Consider the following 16,242-nt stretch of genomic DNA (forward strand, 5'->3'; position numbering starts at 1 on the left):
ATCTATTTTGACCGCGAAAGGCAATTGCGGCAGGATATTTTCAGGTTTTAGGGAAGACACTCTCCATGGCTAACAAAAGCAATGTTCCGGCAGTGGTGCCCGCGCTCGGCGGTGAGGCGAGCCTGAACCGCTATCTGGCCGAAATCCGCAAATTTCCGCTTCTGACGCCCGAGCAGGAATATATGCTCGCCAAGCGTTTTCAGGAGCATGGCGACAATGAAGCTGCGGCGCAGCTCGTCACCTCGCACCTGCGTCTCGTCGCTAAGATCGCGATGGGCTATCGCGGCTATGGCCTGCCGGTCAGCGAACTGATCAGCGAAGGCAATATCGGGCTGATGCAGGGCGTGAAGAAATTCGACCCCGAACGCGGCTTCCGCCTCGCCACCTATGCGATGTGGTGGATCCGCGCCTCGATCCAGGAATTCATCCTGCGCTCGTGGAGCCTAGTGAAGATGGGCACTACCGCGGCCCAGAAGAAGCTGTTCTTCAACCTGCGCCGGATGAAGAATAATCTCGAAGCGTTCGAGGACGGCGATCTCAGCCCCGAAAACGTCGCCAAGATCGCAAAGGATCTGGGCGTCACCGAGGATGAGGTGGTCAGCATGAACCGCCGCATGGCGATGGGCGGCGACACGTCGCTCAACGTGCCGATGGGCGAGGATGGCGACAGCCAGTGGCAGGACCTGCTCGGCGACGAAGGACCGCTTCAGGACGAGCGCGTGGCCGAGGCCGAAGAACGCGACGTGCGGCACGAGCTGCTCACCGAAGCGCTCGCAACGCTCAACGAGCGCGAACGTCACATCCTGACCGAACGGCGCCTGACTGACGACCCGAAAACGCTCGAGGATCTGAGCCAGGTCTATGACGTCAGCCGCGAACGCGTCCGCCAGATCGAGGTGCGTGCCTTCGAAAAGCTGCAAAAGGCGATGCTCAAGCTTGCCGGTGAACGCCGCCTTATCGGCGCCTGAACGCTAAGCCTCGCGCCCACCCCGGTTGGGAGCGAGGTTAGCGGTCTTGTTCCGATCGCGCGCTTGCCTCAGGCGCGCGAGCGGTTAATTTGCCCGGCATGGCATCCCGATCCCGCGCAAGAAAGCGCACGCTCCCTTGGTATCTGCGCCCCTTCAAATGGCTGCTGTGGTTCGCCATAGGGTCGGCGGCGTGGGTGCTCGTCTATGCGGTGGTGCCGCCGCCCGTCACCTTCACCATGCTCGCCGACAGCAACGGCATCACCAAGGACTGGACGAGCCTTTCGGCGATCGACCGCAACATGGTCCGCGCCGCCATCGCCGCCGAGGATGGAAAATTCTGCACCCACAACGGCTTCGACACCGAAGCCATCGAAGATGCGATCGAGCGGAATGCCAAGGGCAAGCGGCTGCGCGGCGGGTCGACGATCAGCCAGCAGACGGCAAAGAACGTCTTTCTGTGGCAGGGCAGCGGCTGGACCCGCTATCTGCGCAAGGTGCCGGAAGTTTGGTTCACCTTCCTGATCGAAACCTTCTGGAGCAAACGGCGGATCATGGAAGTCTATCTGAACGTCGCCGAGACGGGGATCGGCACTTATGGCGTCGAAGCGGGCGCTCGGCGCTATTTCAACCATGGCGCGAACCGCCTCAGCCCGGCCGAGGCCGCGCGCATTGCCGCGATCCTGCCGCTCCCCAAGAAGCGCGAGGCGATCAGTCCGTCGGGGTTCACACGCCGTTACGGCAATATGATCGCGGCGCGCATCGGTCAGGTCCGACGCGATGGTCTGGACGCGTGCATCTATAAATAGGACAGCACAAGCGGCGCGCCGCCTTCAGTCCTGGCTGCCTCAGTTTTGGCTGCCTCAGTTTTGGCTGCCTCAGTTTTGGCTGGGAGTCACGGTCGCGACGACGGGTTTGGGCGTGATCGCCTCTGCCGCGACGACGCGCTTCGTGTCGCCATTGGCGATTGCCTTTTCGAGCGCCGCGACCTGCGGGCATTTATCCTTGCACAGCCGCTGCACGTCGGCGAGCTTTTCGCGCGCCAGTTCGATCGCGCCCTTGTCGGCGAGCGCTTCGCCCTGCCCCGCCAGCGCGGCGATGTCGTTGGGTTCGAGCAGCAGCGCTTCGCGATAAAGACCGATGGCCTTGCCCGGCAGGCCCTGAGCGCGCGCGACCTGCGCCAGCGCGACGATCGCCGAACGGTTGCGCGGGTCGGCGGCGAGCGCCGATTCATAGGCGTCGATTGCGGCGTCGAGATCGCCCTTCGCTTGCGCCGCCTGGCCCTGGTTCATCAGCGCGACGGACTGGGGCAGGATATCATTGTCGGCACGCTGCGCATCGGAGGCTACAGGCAGGCTGGCCAGAACGAGACCGGCGCCAAGGGCCAGTAAACTGATGCGCATCGCATTCTCCCATCGCTTCATTTGCGGCGACGCTAACATGGCGCGGTCAGCCGTGCGAGGAAAAAGCCGTCGCATCGGTCGTGCGCCGGGGTGAACAGATAGCCCGCGCCCGCGGCGCGCGCGATGCCATCCGGCAAATACCCGCTGTCGGCGGTCCAGCCCCGACGTAGGTCCAGAAACGCTTGCACCTGTGCCCGCCCCTCGCGCGCGATGATTGAGCACACAGCATAAAGGAGTTTACCGCCCGGCGCCACCATATCGGCACCGATGGCGAGCAGGTTCGCCTGATCGGCCAGATGACGCTCGAGCCGCGCCGGCGTCAGCCGCCAGCGCAGTTCGGGACTGCGCCGCCAGGTGCCGCTGCCCGAACAGGGCGCGTCGACGAAAACATGCGTCGCCTTGCTGCGCCAGTCGGCGAGCATCGCCGATTCCTTCCCCGGATCGAGCAGGCGCGTCTCGATGCGCGTTGCCCCCGCCCGCTCCGCACGGGGCGGCAATTGCTGGAGCCGCGCGCGATTGACGTCGCACGCCAATATGTCGGCGGCATCGCCGGTCAGCGAGGCGATGGCGAGCGTCTTGCCGCCGCCCCCGGCGCACAGATCGACGATGCGCGCGCCCGCAGCGGCACCCAGCGCTGCGGCGGCATATTGGCTCGCGGCATCCTGCACCTCGAATGCGCCGTTTTCATGGGCGGGATGCTGGATCGCCGCGGTTTCAGGCGGCAGGCGCCAGCCGTCGGGCGCACCCTCGATCGCGCGCCCCTCGGGGAAAAGTTCGGCAAGCCCGTCGCGCGACGCCTTCAGGCGGTTGGCGCGCAAGTCGAGCGGTGCGCGCTCGAGCATCGCCCCCTCTTCGGCGCTCTCGATCAGCGGATCGAACAATTCGGCGAGCGCCGACGCGGAGATGCCGGTTTCGGCGCGCGGCTCGTCGCTGCCTATCGGCGCGGGCCCGTAAGGCGATCCGTCGAACAGCGCTGCGAGCGCCGGATCACGGTCGGCGAGCGCGAGCATTGCCGCGCGCCCCGACGCCGGCACCGACCGCACCGCGCGGATCGCGTCATAGACGTGACCGCGGATCGCGCGCCGGTCCTTCGATCCCGCATAGCGCCGTGCCCGCATCGCCTCGGCGAACAGCGCGTCGGCGGGCGCCCCGCCCTCGCGCGCCGCGGCAGCGATGGTATCGAGAATCTCGATCGCGGTCTGGACGCGGGCGGCGGGGGTCATGCGGTGGCCTCAGCCCGCCGGATAATTCGGCGCCTCGCGCGTGATCGACACATCATGGACATGGCTTTCGCGCAGGCCCGCATTGGTGATGCGCACGAATTTGGCGCGCTCGCGGAAATCGGGCAGCGTGCGGCTGCCCGTATACCCCATCGCCGCCTTCACGCCGCCGACGAGCTGGTGGATGACATCTTTCGCCGCGCCTTTGAACGGTACCTGGCCTTCGATGCCTTCGGGAACCAGCTTCATCTGGTCCTTGATGTCCTGCTGGAAATAGCGGTCGGCGCTGCCGCGTGCCATCGCCCCGACGCTGCCCATGCCGCGGTAGCTCTTGTAGGTGCGTCCTTGGTAAAGGAAGGTTTCGCCCGGCGCCTCGGCCGTCCCGGCGAGCAGCGATCCGACCATGACGCTCGACGCCCCGGCCGCCAGCGCCTTGGCGATGTCGCCCGAGGTACGCAGACCGCCATCGGCGATGACCGGAACGCCATGCTTGGCGGCAACTTCGACGCTGTCGAGGATCGCGGTGAGCTGCGGGACGCCGACCCCGGCGACGATCCGCGTCGTGCAGATCGATCCCGGTCCAATGCCGACCTTCACCCCGTCGGCGCCGGCGTCGATCAGCGCCCGCGTCGCTTCGCCGGTCGCGACATTGCCCGCCAGCACCTGGACCCGGTTCGACAGCTTCTTGATCTTCTCGACCGTCGCGCCAACCATCTTGCTGTGACCATGCGCGGTATCGACGACGATCAGATCGCATTCGGCATCGAGTAGCGCCTCGGCCCGTTCGACCCCGGTGTCGCCGGTGTTAGTCGCGGCGGCAACGCGCAGCCGGCCGCTCTCGTCCTTGGTCGCGTCGGGGAAGTTGACCGCCTTTTCCATATCCTTGACGGTGATGAGGCCGATGCAGCGATAATCTTCATCGACCACGAGCAGCTTTTCGATGCGGCGCTGGTGGAGCAGCTTGCGCGCCTCTTCCTGGCTGACGCCCGCGCGGACCGTCGCCAGATTCTCCGCGGTCATCAATTCGCGCACCGGCTGGCCCGGATTATCGGCAAAGCGCACGTCGCGGTGGGTGAGGATGCCGACCAGCTTCCCGCCGGTCTCGACCACCGGAATCCCCGAAATGCGGTGCTGCGCCATCAGCGCGGTGGCGTAGGACAGCGGCGCGTCGGGCGTGATAGTGATCGGATTGACGATCATCCCGCTTTCAAAGCGCTTCACCTGGCGCACCGCCGCGGCCTGTTCTTCGATGGTGAGATTGCGGTGGAGGACGCCGATCCCGCCGATCTGCGCCATCAGGATGGCCATGTCGGCCTCGGTAACCGTGTCCATCGCCGACGACAGGATCGGAATGTTGAGGCTGATCTCGCTGGTCAGCCGGGTCGACAGATTGGCGTCGGAGGGCAGAATGTCCGAGGGGCCCGGCACCAGCAGCACATCGTCGAAGGTCAGGCCGGTGAAAATTTCCATGGGTGCCACTTTCTGGTGCGGGCGTCGCCTGACCCCGCGGCGGCGGGCGGCACACGCGATTCGTTCGGTGGCGGCCCATGTAACCAGTCAATTCCCGGCGCGCCAGTGGGCGGCGCAGGAATATTTGCGCCGGTTCGCGGCGCGAAAGGGCGGCGGGTTTGCGGCCAACTGTCCGCACTCCCGCCGCCCTGCCCCTACCAGCGCCCGAGCACGAGGAAGAGCCCGCCGATAAACAGCGTCACGCCGACCGCGAACTTCAGATAGTCGGCAACGCCCAATGTGAGCTTCGCACCGTGCCGGGCGCGAAAGGCCGCGACATTGGCGCGCAGATCGGGGGTTCCGGTGACGCGTCCGACCTCAAGATGACGTCCCGTCTTGAGAAAGGCGAGCGCGTGCGCGACTTCCTCTTCGGACACATCGGGATAACGGCGAAATATGTCCTCGGCGCGCAGCGCGTCGGCGCCGAGCGGAGGCCCGGCGGCAATTGGTTCGGTCATGTTCAAATTCCATCGATGATCGCCCTCCGCACAGGGGGCAAGGATCGGCCGGCGCACGGTCGCGCACGGCCCGTCGATCAGATGGCAATCATCGGCGGTGCGCGCGCCGAATAGGGCGTAGCAGCAGCACTGCGCGTCCAGCCGGCGGCGACCCGGCCGAAGTCGGGCCGGAATAGCCCGACGGCGGGCAATGCCGGCGGCGCGGCTGACAGCTTGGCGAGATCGCCGCCTACCGGATGCCGGTCGTCCTCGCCGGCGCGATAATGCGCGCTGAGCGTAAGGCCGCCGGCACGGACGAAAGGATGCCCGCCATCATAGGGCGCTCCCGCGATGGCGGCGGCGGTTTGATCGACCAGCCGCGCCGGCGCCGAGGCATCACGCACGAGGCCGCCCGCGCCGAGCGCAACGAGCGCCAGCCACGCCAGAAAGACGCCAACGCGGTGGCGCAGGTCGGAATCGAACATCCGCATCGCCTCCATATTGCGTCTCGCGGCCGCAAAAGCTAGCGCGGAGGGGTGAACGCGCCAACGACACCCCGGGCATCCTCTCCCTTCGCGCCTTTTCGCTATCCTGCGTTTCGCGCGATCTGGATCGCCAATCTGGCGTCCAATATCGGATCGATGATCCAGTCGGTCGGCGCCGCCTGGCTGATGACCGAGCTCACCGGCTCGCATCTGCTCATCGCGCTGGTGCAGGCGAGCGCGACGATCCCGATCATGCTGCTCGGCGTCTTTGCCGGGGCAATCGCGGACAATTTCGATCGCCGCCGGATCATGCTGGCGGCGCAAAGCGCGATGCTGATCGTGTCGGCGGCGCTGACCGTCACGGCCTGGATGGGGGAGTTGACGCCGCTGCTGCTGCTCGGCTTCACGCTCGCGGTCGGTTGCGGTACCGCGCTCAACGGCCCCGCGTGGCAGGCATCGGTGCGATTGCAGGTCGGGCCGAAGGATCTGCCGCAGGCGATCACGCTCAACAGCGTCGCCTTCAACCTCGCGCGCAGCGCCGGCCCGGCGCTTGGCGGCTTGCTCATCTCGCTGACCGGCCCCGCCACGGCCTTCGGGATCAATGCGCTCAGTTATCTGGCGCTGATCGTCGTCCTGCTGCGCTGGCACCCCGAAGTCACGCCGCCGCGGCGCACCCCCATATTGGGCGCGATCGCGATCGGCATCGGCTATTGCGCCCGCTCCAGCCCGCTGCGCCGCGTGCTGACGCGCGGCTTTGCCTTCGGCATCGCCGGCGCTGCCTTTTCGGCGCTGCTGCCCTCGCTCGTTCGCGATCGGCTGCACGGAACCGAGATCATCTACGGCCTCTGCCTCGCCGCGTTCGGCGCAGGATCGATCTTCGCGGCGCTCTGGGTCGGCGAAGCGCGGAAACGCTGGGGCAGCGACCGCGTCGTCAGCATTGCGTCATTGGTCTTTGCCGCCGCGATGATACCCGCCGCCACGGCGCTGACGCTGCCGCCGCTGCTGGCGACCGCCTTCGTCGCCGGCGCGGCCTGGGTTTCGACGCTGACCACGCTCAACGTCGCCATGCAGCTCCGCTCGCCCGAAGAGATTTTGGGCCGCTGCCTGTCGATCTATCAGGCGGTAACCTTCGGCGCGATGGCGCTCGGCGCCTGGCTGCTCGGGACGCTCGCCGATCTCACCGACCTGCCGACGGCACTTTTCACCGCTGCCGGATGGCTGACTTTTACCGGTCTTTTGCTCCCGCTCATCGCCCCGATGCCGCGCCGCGATGACGGCCGCGTGATCCCCTGAAATTTTTTGTCCGTACCGGTACAAAAGACGCGCCGCGCCACCTTAAAGGCCGACGCCGGCGCCCGTTAAAGCGGGTATGACCACACATGCTACATCATCGAACGAGCCGGTAGGGCGGCTCCTTGGTTGGCTGGGGCTCCGCCACGGAAAAACCGGCGCCCAGGCAGGAGACGCGGCATCGCCCGGGGGGCGTACCCCGCGCGACATGGTGACGGAAGCCCGTCAGCAGCTCGTCGGCGCGATCGCTTCCTTCCTGCTCGACCATGATCTCGATGTATCGGCGGCCAATCTCCTGATCGCGCACAGTGCCTTTTCGGGGATCAATCCGAGGCTTGCGCGGCAGATCGCGACGCGATCGCAGACCGCCGACGGAATCACCCAGCAGTGGCTGGACGAACTGGCGCAGCAGGAACCGATCCAGCCCGACCGCGCCGAACTCGATCGCCTCGTCACCCGCCTCGAAACCAACCTCGATACTTTCCAGACCAACACCAAGGCCGCGCGCAACGCGACGAGCGATTATGGCGTCAAGCTCGAAAAACATGTGACCGACCTTCAGCAGGTGCAGGTCACGGGCGAACTCGTCACCCATCTCGCCGATCTCGCCAAGGCCATGCTCGACCGCACGCGCCATGCCGAAGAAGAAATGCGCCGCAGCGAGGATGAAGCGAAATCGCTGCGCCGCAGCCTCGCCCGCGCCAAGCGCGACGCCGAGGTCGACTATCTGACCGGCCTGCCGAACCGCCGCGCCTTCGAGGTGCTGCTCGAGCGCCATTATGAAGAAGCGCGCGCGAGCTGCGAGCCGCTGAGTGTTGCCTTTTGCGACATCGACAATTTCAAGCTGGTCAACGACACCCACGGCCATGAGGCGGGCGACCGCGTCATAAAGCTGATCGCCGATACGCTGGCGCATATCTCGAACGACCATTGCCACGTCGCACGCCACGGCGGCGAGGAATTCGTCATGCTGTTCCGCGGCCTGCCGCCCAGCGAAGCCGCCGCACGTCTCGACGAGGCACGCGAACAGCTCGCGGGCCGCCGCCTTATCAACCGCAAGACCGACGAGCCCTTCGGCCAGATCACCTTCTCGGGCGGGGTCGCCGACGTTTTCGGTTACAATAATGCGCGCGACGCGCTGAAAGCCGCCGACGACGCGCTCTACCGCGCCAAGGAAAGCGGCCGCAACCGGATCGAGCTGGCGGGGATCTGAGGCCCCCTGCCCATCGATCACCAATCGAGAGTCAGCGACTCCAGCGCGCGAAAATCGCGGTGGGCAGCAGCAGCCCCCGCGCCTCTTCGCGCACCGCAAGCTCGCCACATTCGACCTTGCCCGGCAAATCGGCGAAAATCTGCGCCAGCAGTTCGCCGATCGCCAGCGCCGACATGCGCACCGCATAAACGGTGAGGAACAGGGCGCGGCTGTCGGCATCGAGGAGCTGGCGGCAATCGGCGAGCAAGGGCGCCAGCCCCTCCTCGATCTGCCAGCGTTCGCCGCCGGGACCGCGTCCGAACTTCGGCGGATCGAGCAGGATCGCATCGTAGCGCCGCTCGCGCCGCACCTCGCGCGCGGTGAACTTGCCGGCATCGTCGACGATCCAGCGGATCGGCCGGTCGCTCATGCCCGCGAGTGCGGCATTGTCGCGCGCCTGCGCCACCGATTTCTTCGACGCATCGACATGCGTGACCGCCGCGCCCGCCGCGGCGAGCGCCTGGCTGCCGACACCGGTATAGCCGAACAGATTCAGGAACGCGGGATCGGCCTTGTCGGCGACGCAGCCGCGCAGCCAGTCCCACACCGGCGCCATGTCCGGGAAAAAGCCGAGATGGCGGAACGGGGTGCAGGACGCGGTGAAGCGCGCTTCGCGCCAAGCCAGCGGCCACCCTTCGGCCGGCACGGGGCGATGGAAATACCAGCGGCCGCCGCCATCTTCGTCGGATGCGGGGATGAATTCGCCGTCGGCGGCATCCCACTCGCTTTCGGCCAACGCAGGTTGCCACATCGCCTGCGGTTCGGGACGGATGAAACGATAGGAGCCGTAGCGTTCAAGCTTGCGCCCGCCGCCGCTGTCGAGCAGCCCGTAATCGTCCCACCCCTCGCCGACGAGCGTCGCGAGCGGCAGCAGATCAGCCACGGGCCGCCTCGCGCAGGATATGGGCCTTTACCGCGTCATAGTCGCCGGGCAACTTTTCATAGCGCTCCTCGCGGTCGAACAGATTGCCGAGGCGGGTCGGCAGCGCCGGACGAACGCCTGTCGCGCGTTCGACCGCATCGCGGAATTTGGCGGGATGCGCAGTCGCGAGCGTCACCACCGGAACGTCGGCATCGATATCGAGCGCGCGCGCCGCGGCCAGCCCGACGGCGCTATGCGGATCAATGATCTGCCCCCCATGTTCCTGCGCCCAGCGCAGCGCCAGCGTCATGCCATCGGCATCGATGCGCGCGCTCGAAAACAGGTCGCGGGCGCCGGCAAGCATATCCTCGGGAATCGTCATCGCTCGGCTGCGGTCAAATTCGGCCATCATCGCATCGATCGCAGCCCCGTCGCGACCCGCGAGGTCGAAGAGCAGCCGCTCGAAATTGCTGCTCACCTGAATGTCCATCGACGGCGTCGCGGTCGCGGTCACGCTGCCCGCGCTGTAATCGCCACTCGACAGGGCGCGGTGCAAGATGTCGTTGACGTTGGTAGCGACGACCAGCTGCGCCACCGGCAGCCCCATGCGCGCCGCGACATAGCCTGCGAACACGTCACCGAAATTGCCCGTCGGCACGCTGAACGCGATCGCGCGGTCGGGGGCGCCGAGGCGGACCGCGGCATAGAAATAATAGACCACCTGTGCCATCAGCCGTGCCCAGTTGATGCTGTTGACCGCCGACAGCGTCAGCGCGCTGCGCGCCTCGGCATCGCCGAACAGCCGCTTCACCATCGCCTGCGCGTCGTCGAAGCTGCCGTCGATCGCGATGTTGTGGACGTTGGGCGCCAGCACGGTCGTCATCTGGCGGCGCTGCACGTCGCTGACCCGCCCTTCGGGGTGGAGCATGAAGATACGGATATGCTCGCGCCCAGCGACCGCCTCGATCGCCGCCGATCCCGTATCGCCCGACGTTGCGCCGACGATGGTCAGATCGGTATCGCCGCCGCTCAGGAATTTTTCGAACAGCTGACCGAGCAGTTGCAGCGCGACATCCTTGAAAGCCAGGGTCGGACCGTGAAACAGCTCGAGCAGCCAGTGGCGATGGTCAAGCTGGACGAGCGGCGTCACCGCATCATGACTGAAGCGGCCGTAGGCGGCCTGGCACAATTCGCGCAGTTCGGCCTCGTCGAGCACGCCGGCGACGAAAGGCATCATCACGCGCACCGCGGTTTCGGCATAGTCGAGCCCCGCGAGCGCGCGAATATCCTGCGCCGACATCTGCGGCCAGGCGGCGGGGAGGTAGAGTCCCCCGTCGCTCGCAAGGCCGGCGAGGGTAGCGGCACGGAAGTCGAGGGTCGGCGCGGAGCCGCGGGTGCTGATATAGTCCATGACGGAAAAGCGCCTAGCGGCGCACCGTCACCGCTGCAAGCGGCGGCGCACCGCGATGATATAGATAATTAGCGCGATCGCCGCGAACAGGAACCATTGCACGGCGTAAGCGAGATGGTTGTTGGGCATGTCCGCCGCCGATGGCACCGCACTGGGCCGTAGTCCCACGGCGGGCTGGTCGGCGACCAGCATCGCGCGCGCCGGCACCGCACGGCCGGTCAGCCGCTCGATCAGGCTCGGCTGCTCGGGCCCCGGTACGATCGTGCCCTGAACCGCGCCGCCCGCCCATTTGGGCGGCGTGAAATCGTCGGCGATACCGATGTCGACCAGCACCCCCGGCCCCTCGGCGCCGGTGCGACAATCCGCAATCATGCGAATACCGCCTCCGCCCTCGCGATCGGTGCCGCTGCGCGGATCCCAGCGCACCGGTTCGAGACAGATAACGCTGCTTTTGCGATAGAGCATCGCGTCGGGAACCGGCGGCAGCTTCGGATAAGTCACCGTCGCCGACATCGCCCCGTTGCGCTCGTAAAGCGCGATCAGCGCTTCCTTCTCTCCCTTGCGCTGCAACTGCCAGATGCCGAGCGCGATCATCGTCGCCACGGCGGCCAGAACCAGGATCGTCGGAATCACCGGCCAGCCGCGCGGCGGCGGCGCGGCGGCTTCGCCGGGCGAAGGAGCGTCAGGCGTCGTCGTCATGCCGGTCCACCAGGCGCCCTTCCGCCGCCTTGCGCTGATGCTCGCTCGCGAGCAGCGCGGCCTTGCCAACCCGCAGGCCGTAGATGACTGCGGCGGCCGTTATCGGCACCCACAACAGCACATGCACCCACAGCGGCGGCTCGAATGCGAAATCGACGGCGATCGCCGCGGCAACGATCAGCGCACCGATGATCATGGTCAGAAACGCCGCCGGCCCGTCGCCGACATTATAGGTCGAATAGTCCAGTCCGCAGGCGCGGCAGCGCGGCGCGAATTTGGTCGGCCCGTCGAACAGCGTCGGCGCGCCGCATTCGGGGCAGAGACCGAAAAGGGCAGCGCGCCAGACCGGCGGCTGCCCCTTTTGATGCTGTTCGCTGTCCGGCAATTTAGTGCGCGGCGACCGGTGCGCCCCAGCCACCCCAGACATAGACGATGATGAAGAGGAACAGCCACACCACGTCGACGAAGTGCCAATACCAGGCAGCGGCTTCGAAACCGAAGTGCTGCGTCGGCGTGAAATGGCCCTTGTAGACGCGGACGAGGTTCACGATCAGGAAGATCGTGCCGACGAGAACGTGGAAACCGTGGAAGCCGGTCGCCATGAAAAAGGCCGAGGTATAGTTGATCGTGCCGAAGGGGAACGGCGCTTCGGCATATTCATAAGCCTGAATGCAGCTGAAGGTCAGGCCGAGGATGATGGTCAGCCACAGACCCTTCTTGAGCCCTTCGCGATCGCCGTGGATCAGCGCATGGTGCGCCCAGGTGATCGTCGTGCCCGAGCAGAGCAGGATCAGCGTGTTGAGCAGCGGCAGCGAGAAGGCGTCGATGACATGGATGCCCTTCGGCGGCCAGATCGACGCGGCAACGGCGCCTTCCTGCCCGAACAGCGAGGTCACCGCACCGTCGACGATCTCGACCGGCGCCGGGAACAGCGAGAAATCGAACCAGGCCCAGAACCAGCCGACGAAGAACATGACTTCCGATGCGATGAACAGGATCATGCCATAGCGCAGGTGCAGCTGAACGACCGGCGTATGATCGCCGGCATGCGCTTCCTTGATGACCTCGCCCCACCAGCTGAAGAAGGTGGCGATCACACCCATGAAACCGAGACCCAGCACCCATTTGCCGGCACCGCCGAAATGGTCGGCGTGCATCGCCATGACGAGGCCGAAGAACATCACCAGCGCGGCGACCGAGCCGAAAAGCGGCCAGACGCTGGGATTTACGAGGTGATAATCATGATGTTTGGCACCGGCCATGTCACAGTTCCCGTTTTTTGCCCCAGCGCGATGATCCCCATCATCTGCCGGTCCTTGGTAAGACTCTATTGGTTGCGGCCTTAGCTCGCCTTTTTGCCCTCGTCCACTGGGTAGAAGGTGTAACTGAGGGTGATTTCCTGAATGTCGCGCGCGTCGGGATCGTCCTTGATCTTGGGATCGACGAAGAACAGCACCGGCATGCGGATCTGTTCGCCCGGCTTCAGCGTCTGCTGGGTGAAGCAGAAGCACTGGATCTTGGTAAAATATTTCCCCGCCTGGTCGGGCGTCACGTTGAAGGTCGCGGTGCCGGTGATCGGGTGCGGCGAATTATTCTGCGCGATGAAGATCGCCATGTCGCGCGCGCCGATGCTGACCGTATCGGTGGGATGTTCGGGATAGAATTTCCACGGCAGCTTGGGCGATACATTGGCATCGAAGCGCACCGAGACGGTGTCGCTCAGCACCTTCGGCGTCTCGGCCGCGGCGACCGGGTCGTAACGCTGCGTCGTGCCGCCAAAGCCGGTGACGCGGCAGAAAAGATTGTAGAGCGGCACCGCCGCGAAACCCAGCCCGACCATCGCTGCCGCGAGCAAGGCCGCGAGCGCCGCGGTGCGGCCATTTTTCCGGCGTGTCGCTTCGTCCGTCATGTCGGCACCACCATGCGCGCCATCGTAATGAAGAAAAAGAGGAAAGCGAGCCCGCCGAGGATCCAGCCCATCAGGTTGGCGCGCACGCGCTGGCGGCGGCGATATTCGGCTTCGTCGAACGGCTGTTGCGGATTTTCGTCGGTCATAGCGGCAACCAGTGATCGGCGACCACCGCGCCGAAGAGGATGAAGAGATAGGCGATGGAAAAGGCGAAGAGGCGCTTTTCGGGCTGCATCCGGTCGTCCGCGCCCGCACTGCGCAAGCCGACCTGCGCCGACAGCAGCACGAACAGCGCCGACAGGATCGTCGCCGTCCAGCCATAGAGCGCGCCCGTGTAGCCGAGCGGCCACGGCGCGATCGCCGCCGCTGCCATCACGATGGCATAGAACAGAATCTGGCGGCGCGTCGCGCGCTCGCCTGCGACCACCGGCATCATCGGAATTCCCGCTGCGGCATAGTCCGAGCGCACGAACAGCGCGAGCGCCCAGAAATGCGGCGGGGTCCAGAGGAAGATCAGCAGGAACAGCGCGATCGGCAGTGGTGCGACGCTGCCCGTCGCCGCGACCCAGCCGATCAGCGGCGGGAATGCCCCCGCCGCGCCGCCAATCACGATATTCTGCGGCGTCCGCGGCTTGAGCCACATTGTGTAGATGAAGACGTAGAATAGGATCGAGACGGTCAGCAGTACCGCCGCCTGCCAATTGGCGGCGAACAGCATGAGGAAGACCGAAAAGGCAGCGAGTCCGACGCCAAACTGCAACGCCGTCTGGCGGTCGAGACGACCGGCGGGCAGCGGGCGGTTCGCCGTCCGCTTCATTTTCGCGTCGATCGTCGCTTCATACCATTGGTTGAGCGCCCCCGATGCGCCTGCCCCGAGCGCGATCGCGAGGATCGACGAAAAGGCAAGTACCGGATGAACGCTGCCCGGTGCCGCGAGCAAACCGCACAGCGCGGTAAAGACGACGAGCGACATCACGCGCGGCTTGGTCAGCGCGAACAGGTCGCGCCAATCTGCGGGAAGCGACATCTCGCCGTGGGTCAGGCTCTGCGCCATGCTAACTCCAGGCCGGAAAGCGGGACGCCCCCTGCCAAGGCTATTAGCAGGGGGCGCAGCGCAATCAGGCGATACGCGGCAGTTCGTTGAACTGGTGGAACGGCGGCGGGCTCGACAGCGTCCATTCCAGCGTCGTCGCACCTTCGCCCCACGGGTTGTCGGCGGCCTTCTTGCCCGCGAACAGCGACCAGGCGATGTTCACGAAGAAGAAGATCATGCCCACGGCCATGATCACATAGCCGAACGACGAGATATAGTGCCAATAGGCGAAGGCTTCCGCATAGTCGGGATAGCGGCGCGGCATGCCCTGCTGGCCCAGGAAGTGCTGGGGGAAGAACAGGACGTTCACGCCGATGAAGAAGATCCAGAAGTGCAACTGTCCGAGGAACTCGTTGTACATCCGGCCCGACATCTTCGGGAACCAGTAATAGAAGCCCGCGAACAGCGAGAAGACCGCGCCGAGCGACAACACATAGTGGAAGTGCGCGACGACATAATAGGTGTCGTGCAGGTTGGTGTCGACGCCGCCATTGGCGAGCACGACGCCGGTCACGCCGCCCACGGTGAACATGAAGATGAAGCCGATCGCCCAGACCATCGGGGTCTTGAAGCTGATCGAACCGCCCCACATAGTCGCGATCCACGAAAAGATCTTGATGCCGGTCGGGACCGCGATGACCATCGTCGCGGCGGTGAAGTACATCTTCAGGTTCACGCTCATGCCGACGGTGAACATGTGGTGCGCCCACACGATGAAGCCGACGACACCGATCGCGACCATGGCGTAGGCCATGCCAAGATAGCCGAACACCGGCTTGCGGCTGAAGGTCGAGATGATCTGGCTGACGATGCCGAAGCCCGGCAGGATCATAATGTATACTTCGGGGTGGCCGAAGAACCAGAAGAGGTGCTGATAGAGCAGCGGATCGCCGCCGCCCGTGGCGTCATAGAAGGTGGTGCCGAAGTTACGGTCGGTCAGCAGCATGGTGATCGCGGCGGCGAGGACCGGAAGCGCGAGCAACAGCAGGAAGGCGGTGACGAGCACCGACCAGACGAACAGCGGCATCTTGTGCAGGGTCATGCCCGGTGCACGCATGTTGAAGATCGTGGTGATGAAGTTGATCGCACCGAGGATCGATGCCGCACCCGCAAGATGGAGCGAGAAGATCGCCATGTCGACCGCCGGGCCGACCGACCCGCTGGTCGACAGCGGGGCATAGACGGTCCAGCCGGTGCCGGCGCCGAGGCCGCTGCCGCCGGGAACGAACATCGAGCCGCACAGCATGACGAACGCAACCGCCGTCAGCCAGAAGGACACGTTGTTCATGCGCGGGAAGGCCATGTCCGGCGCACCGATCATCAATGGCACGAACCAGTTGCCGAAGCCGCCGATCATCGCGGGCATGACCATGAAGAAGACCATGATCAGGCCGTGCGCGGTGATCATGACGTTCCAGAAATGCTTGCCCGCGGTCGCGTCCGCCGCGCCGCCGAGCATATGCGCCCAGCCCGGAAGATACTGGATGCCGGGTTCGGCGAGTTCGAGACGCATCATCCCCGAAAGCGCACCGCCGACGATGCCGGCGATGATCGCGAAGATCAGGTAGAGCGTGCCGATGTCCTTGTGGTTCGTCGACATGAACCAGCGGACAAAGAAGCTGGGCGTGTCATGGTCGTGGTCGTGCGCGTGGTCGTGGCCATGCGCCGGTGCAGTCGCTGCGATATCGGTCATCTGTCGGACCCCCT

The 16,242-nt window shown here is 65.6% G+C and carries 18 protein-coding genes; 4 read left to right on the forward strand and 14 right to left on the reverse strand.

The window, feature by feature from the left end; genetic code table 11:
• Positions 1–65 precede the first annotated feature (65 nt).
• Positions 66–968 (forward strand): RNA polymerase sigma factor RpoH, encoded by a 903-nt coding sequence (rpoH, locus tag MU856_RS10090; RefSeq protein WP_263587477.1) that lies wholly within the window; start codon positions 66–68, stop codon positions 966–968.
• Positions 969–1,066: 98 nt separating this feature from the next.
• Positions 1,067–1,774, forward strand: coding sequence for a monofunctional biosynthetic peptidoglycan transglycosylase (mtgA, locus tag MU856_RS10095; RefSeq protein WP_062767853.1), 708 nt, complete (start codon positions 1,067–1,069; stop codon positions 1,772–1,774).
• A 69-nt stretch (positions 1,775–1,843) separates the two neighbouring features.
• Here mtgA and MU856_RS10100 read toward each other — a convergent pair whose 3' ends face one another.
• From MU856_RS10100 to MU856_RS10120, 5 genes are all read right to left on the reverse strand, one after another.
• Entirely contained in the window at positions 1,844–2,389 is a 546-nt protein-coding gene (locus tag MU856_RS10100; protein ID WP_318153194.1) for a tetratricopeptide repeat protein, read from the reverse strand.
• Between the two features lie 11 nt (positions 2,390–2,400).
• Positions 2,401–3,591, reverse strand: coding sequence for an RsmB/NOP family class I SAM-dependent RNA methyltransferase (locus tag MU856_RS10105; RefSeq protein WP_263587478.1), 1,191 nt, complete (start codon positions 3,589–3,591; stop codon positions 2,401–2,403).
• A gap of 9 nt (positions 3,592–3,600) precedes the next feature.
• Complete coding sequence (guaB, locus tag MU856_RS10110) at positions 3,601–5,058, reverse strand: IMP dehydrogenase (RefSeq protein WP_186402368.1); 1,458 nt, start codon at positions 5,056–5,058, stop codon at positions 3,601–3,603.
• 194 nt (positions 5,059–5,252) lie between these two features.
• Positions 5,253–5,555 (reverse strand): hypothetical protein, encoded by a 303-nt coding sequence (locus tag MU856_RS10115; RefSeq protein WP_062902825.1) that lies wholly within the window; start codon positions 5,553–5,555, stop codon positions 5,253–5,255.
• 77 nt (positions 5,556–5,632) lie between these two features.
• Positions 5,633–6,019 (reverse strand): hypothetical protein, encoded by a 387-nt coding sequence (locus MU856_RS10120; protein ID WP_202988324.1) that lies wholly within the window; start codon positions 6,017–6,019, stop codon positions 5,633–5,635.
• Positions 6,020–6,070: 51 nt separating this feature from the next.
• On the opposite strand from MU856_RS10120, the gene MU856_RS10125 reads away from it, so the two are divergent.
• Together MU856_RS10125 and MU856_RS10130 are read left to right on the forward strand one after the other, a co-directional pair.
• Positions 6,071–7,312: an MFS transporter gene (locus MU856_RS10125; RefSeq protein ID WP_263587479.1), complete on the forward strand. Its 1,242-nt coding sequence runs from the start codon at positions 6,071–6,073 to the stop codon at positions 7,310–7,312.
• Between the two features lie 205 nt (positions 7,313–7,517).
• Positions 7,518–8,522, forward strand: a complete 1,005-nt coding sequence (locus MU856_RS10130) for a sensor domain-containing diguanylate cyclase (RefSeq protein WP_003050239.1) — start codon at positions 7,518–7,520, stop codon at positions 8,520–8,522.
• A 31-nt stretch (positions 8,523–8,553) separates the two neighbouring features.
• Here the strand turns inward: MU856_RS10130 and MU856_RS10135 are convergent, their stop codons facing one another.
• From MU856_RS10135 to ctaD, 9 genes are all read right to left on the reverse strand, one after another.
• Positions 8,554–9,432, reverse strand: a complete 879-nt coding sequence (locus tag MU856_RS10135; RefSeq protein ID WP_217373546.1) for a class I SAM-dependent methyltransferase — start codon at positions 9,430–9,432, stop codon at positions 8,554–8,556.
• 4 nt (positions 9,433–9,436) lie between these two features.
• Positions 9,437–10,834, reverse strand: coding sequence for a threonine synthase (gene thrC, locus MU856_RS10140; protein ID WP_186402371.1), 1,398 nt, complete (start codon positions 10,832–10,834; stop codon positions 9,437–9,439).
• Positions 10,835–10,861: 27 nt separating this feature from the next.
• Positions 10,862–11,533 (reverse strand): SURF1 family protein, encoded by a 672-nt coding sequence (locus MU856_RS10145; protein WP_263587480.1) that lies wholly within the window; start codon positions 11,531–11,533, stop codon positions 10,862–10,864.
• Positions 11,517–11,918 (reverse strand): DUF983 domain-containing protein, encoded by a 402-nt coding sequence (locus MU856_RS10150; RefSeq protein ID WP_217372445.1) that lies wholly within the window; start codon positions 11,916–11,918, stop codon positions 11,517–11,519. Before MU856_RS10150 ends, MU856_RS10145 begins: the two co-directional genes overlap by 17 nt.
• A gap of 1 nt (position 11,919) precedes the next feature.
• Positions 11,920–12,795: a cytochrome c oxidase subunit 3 gene (locus MU856_RS10155; RefSeq protein ID WP_003050228.1), complete on the reverse strand. Its 876-nt coding sequence runs from the start codon at positions 12,793–12,795 to the stop codon at positions 11,920–11,922.
• 80 nt (positions 12,796–12,875) lie between these two features.
• Positions 12,876–13,442, reverse strand: coding sequence for a cytochrome c oxidase assembly protein (locus tag MU856_RS10160; protein WP_003050226.1), 567 nt, complete (start codon positions 13,440–13,442; stop codon positions 12,876–12,878).
• Complete coding sequence (locus MU856_RS10165; protein WP_162928272.1) at positions 13,439–13,588, reverse strand: hypothetical protein; 150 nt, start codon at positions 13,586–13,588, stop codon at positions 13,439–13,441. Before MU856_RS10165 ends, MU856_RS10160 begins: the two co-directional genes overlap by 4 nt.
• Positions 13,585–14,496: a heme o synthase gene (locus tag MU856_RS10170; RefSeq protein WP_062902831.1), complete on the reverse strand. Its 912-nt coding sequence runs from the start codon at positions 14,494–14,496 to the stop codon at positions 13,585–13,587. Before MU856_RS10170 ends, MU856_RS10165 begins: the two co-directional genes overlap by 4 nt.
• Before the next feature lie 64 nt (positions 14,497–14,560).
• Positions 14,561–16,228, reverse strand: coding sequence for a cytochrome c oxidase subunit I (gene ctaD / locus MU856_RS10175; RefSeq protein WP_003050220.1), 1,668 nt, complete (start codon positions 16,226–16,228; stop codon positions 14,561–14,563).
• Positions 16,229–16,242: the final 14 nt, after the last annotated feature.

It is taken from the genome of Sphingopyxis sp. GC21, from assembly GCF_025727575.1.
GTDB classification, from domain to species: Bacteria; Pseudomonadota; Alphaproteobacteria; order Sphingomonadales; family Sphingomonadaceae; genus Sphingopyxis; species Sphingopyxis terrae_A.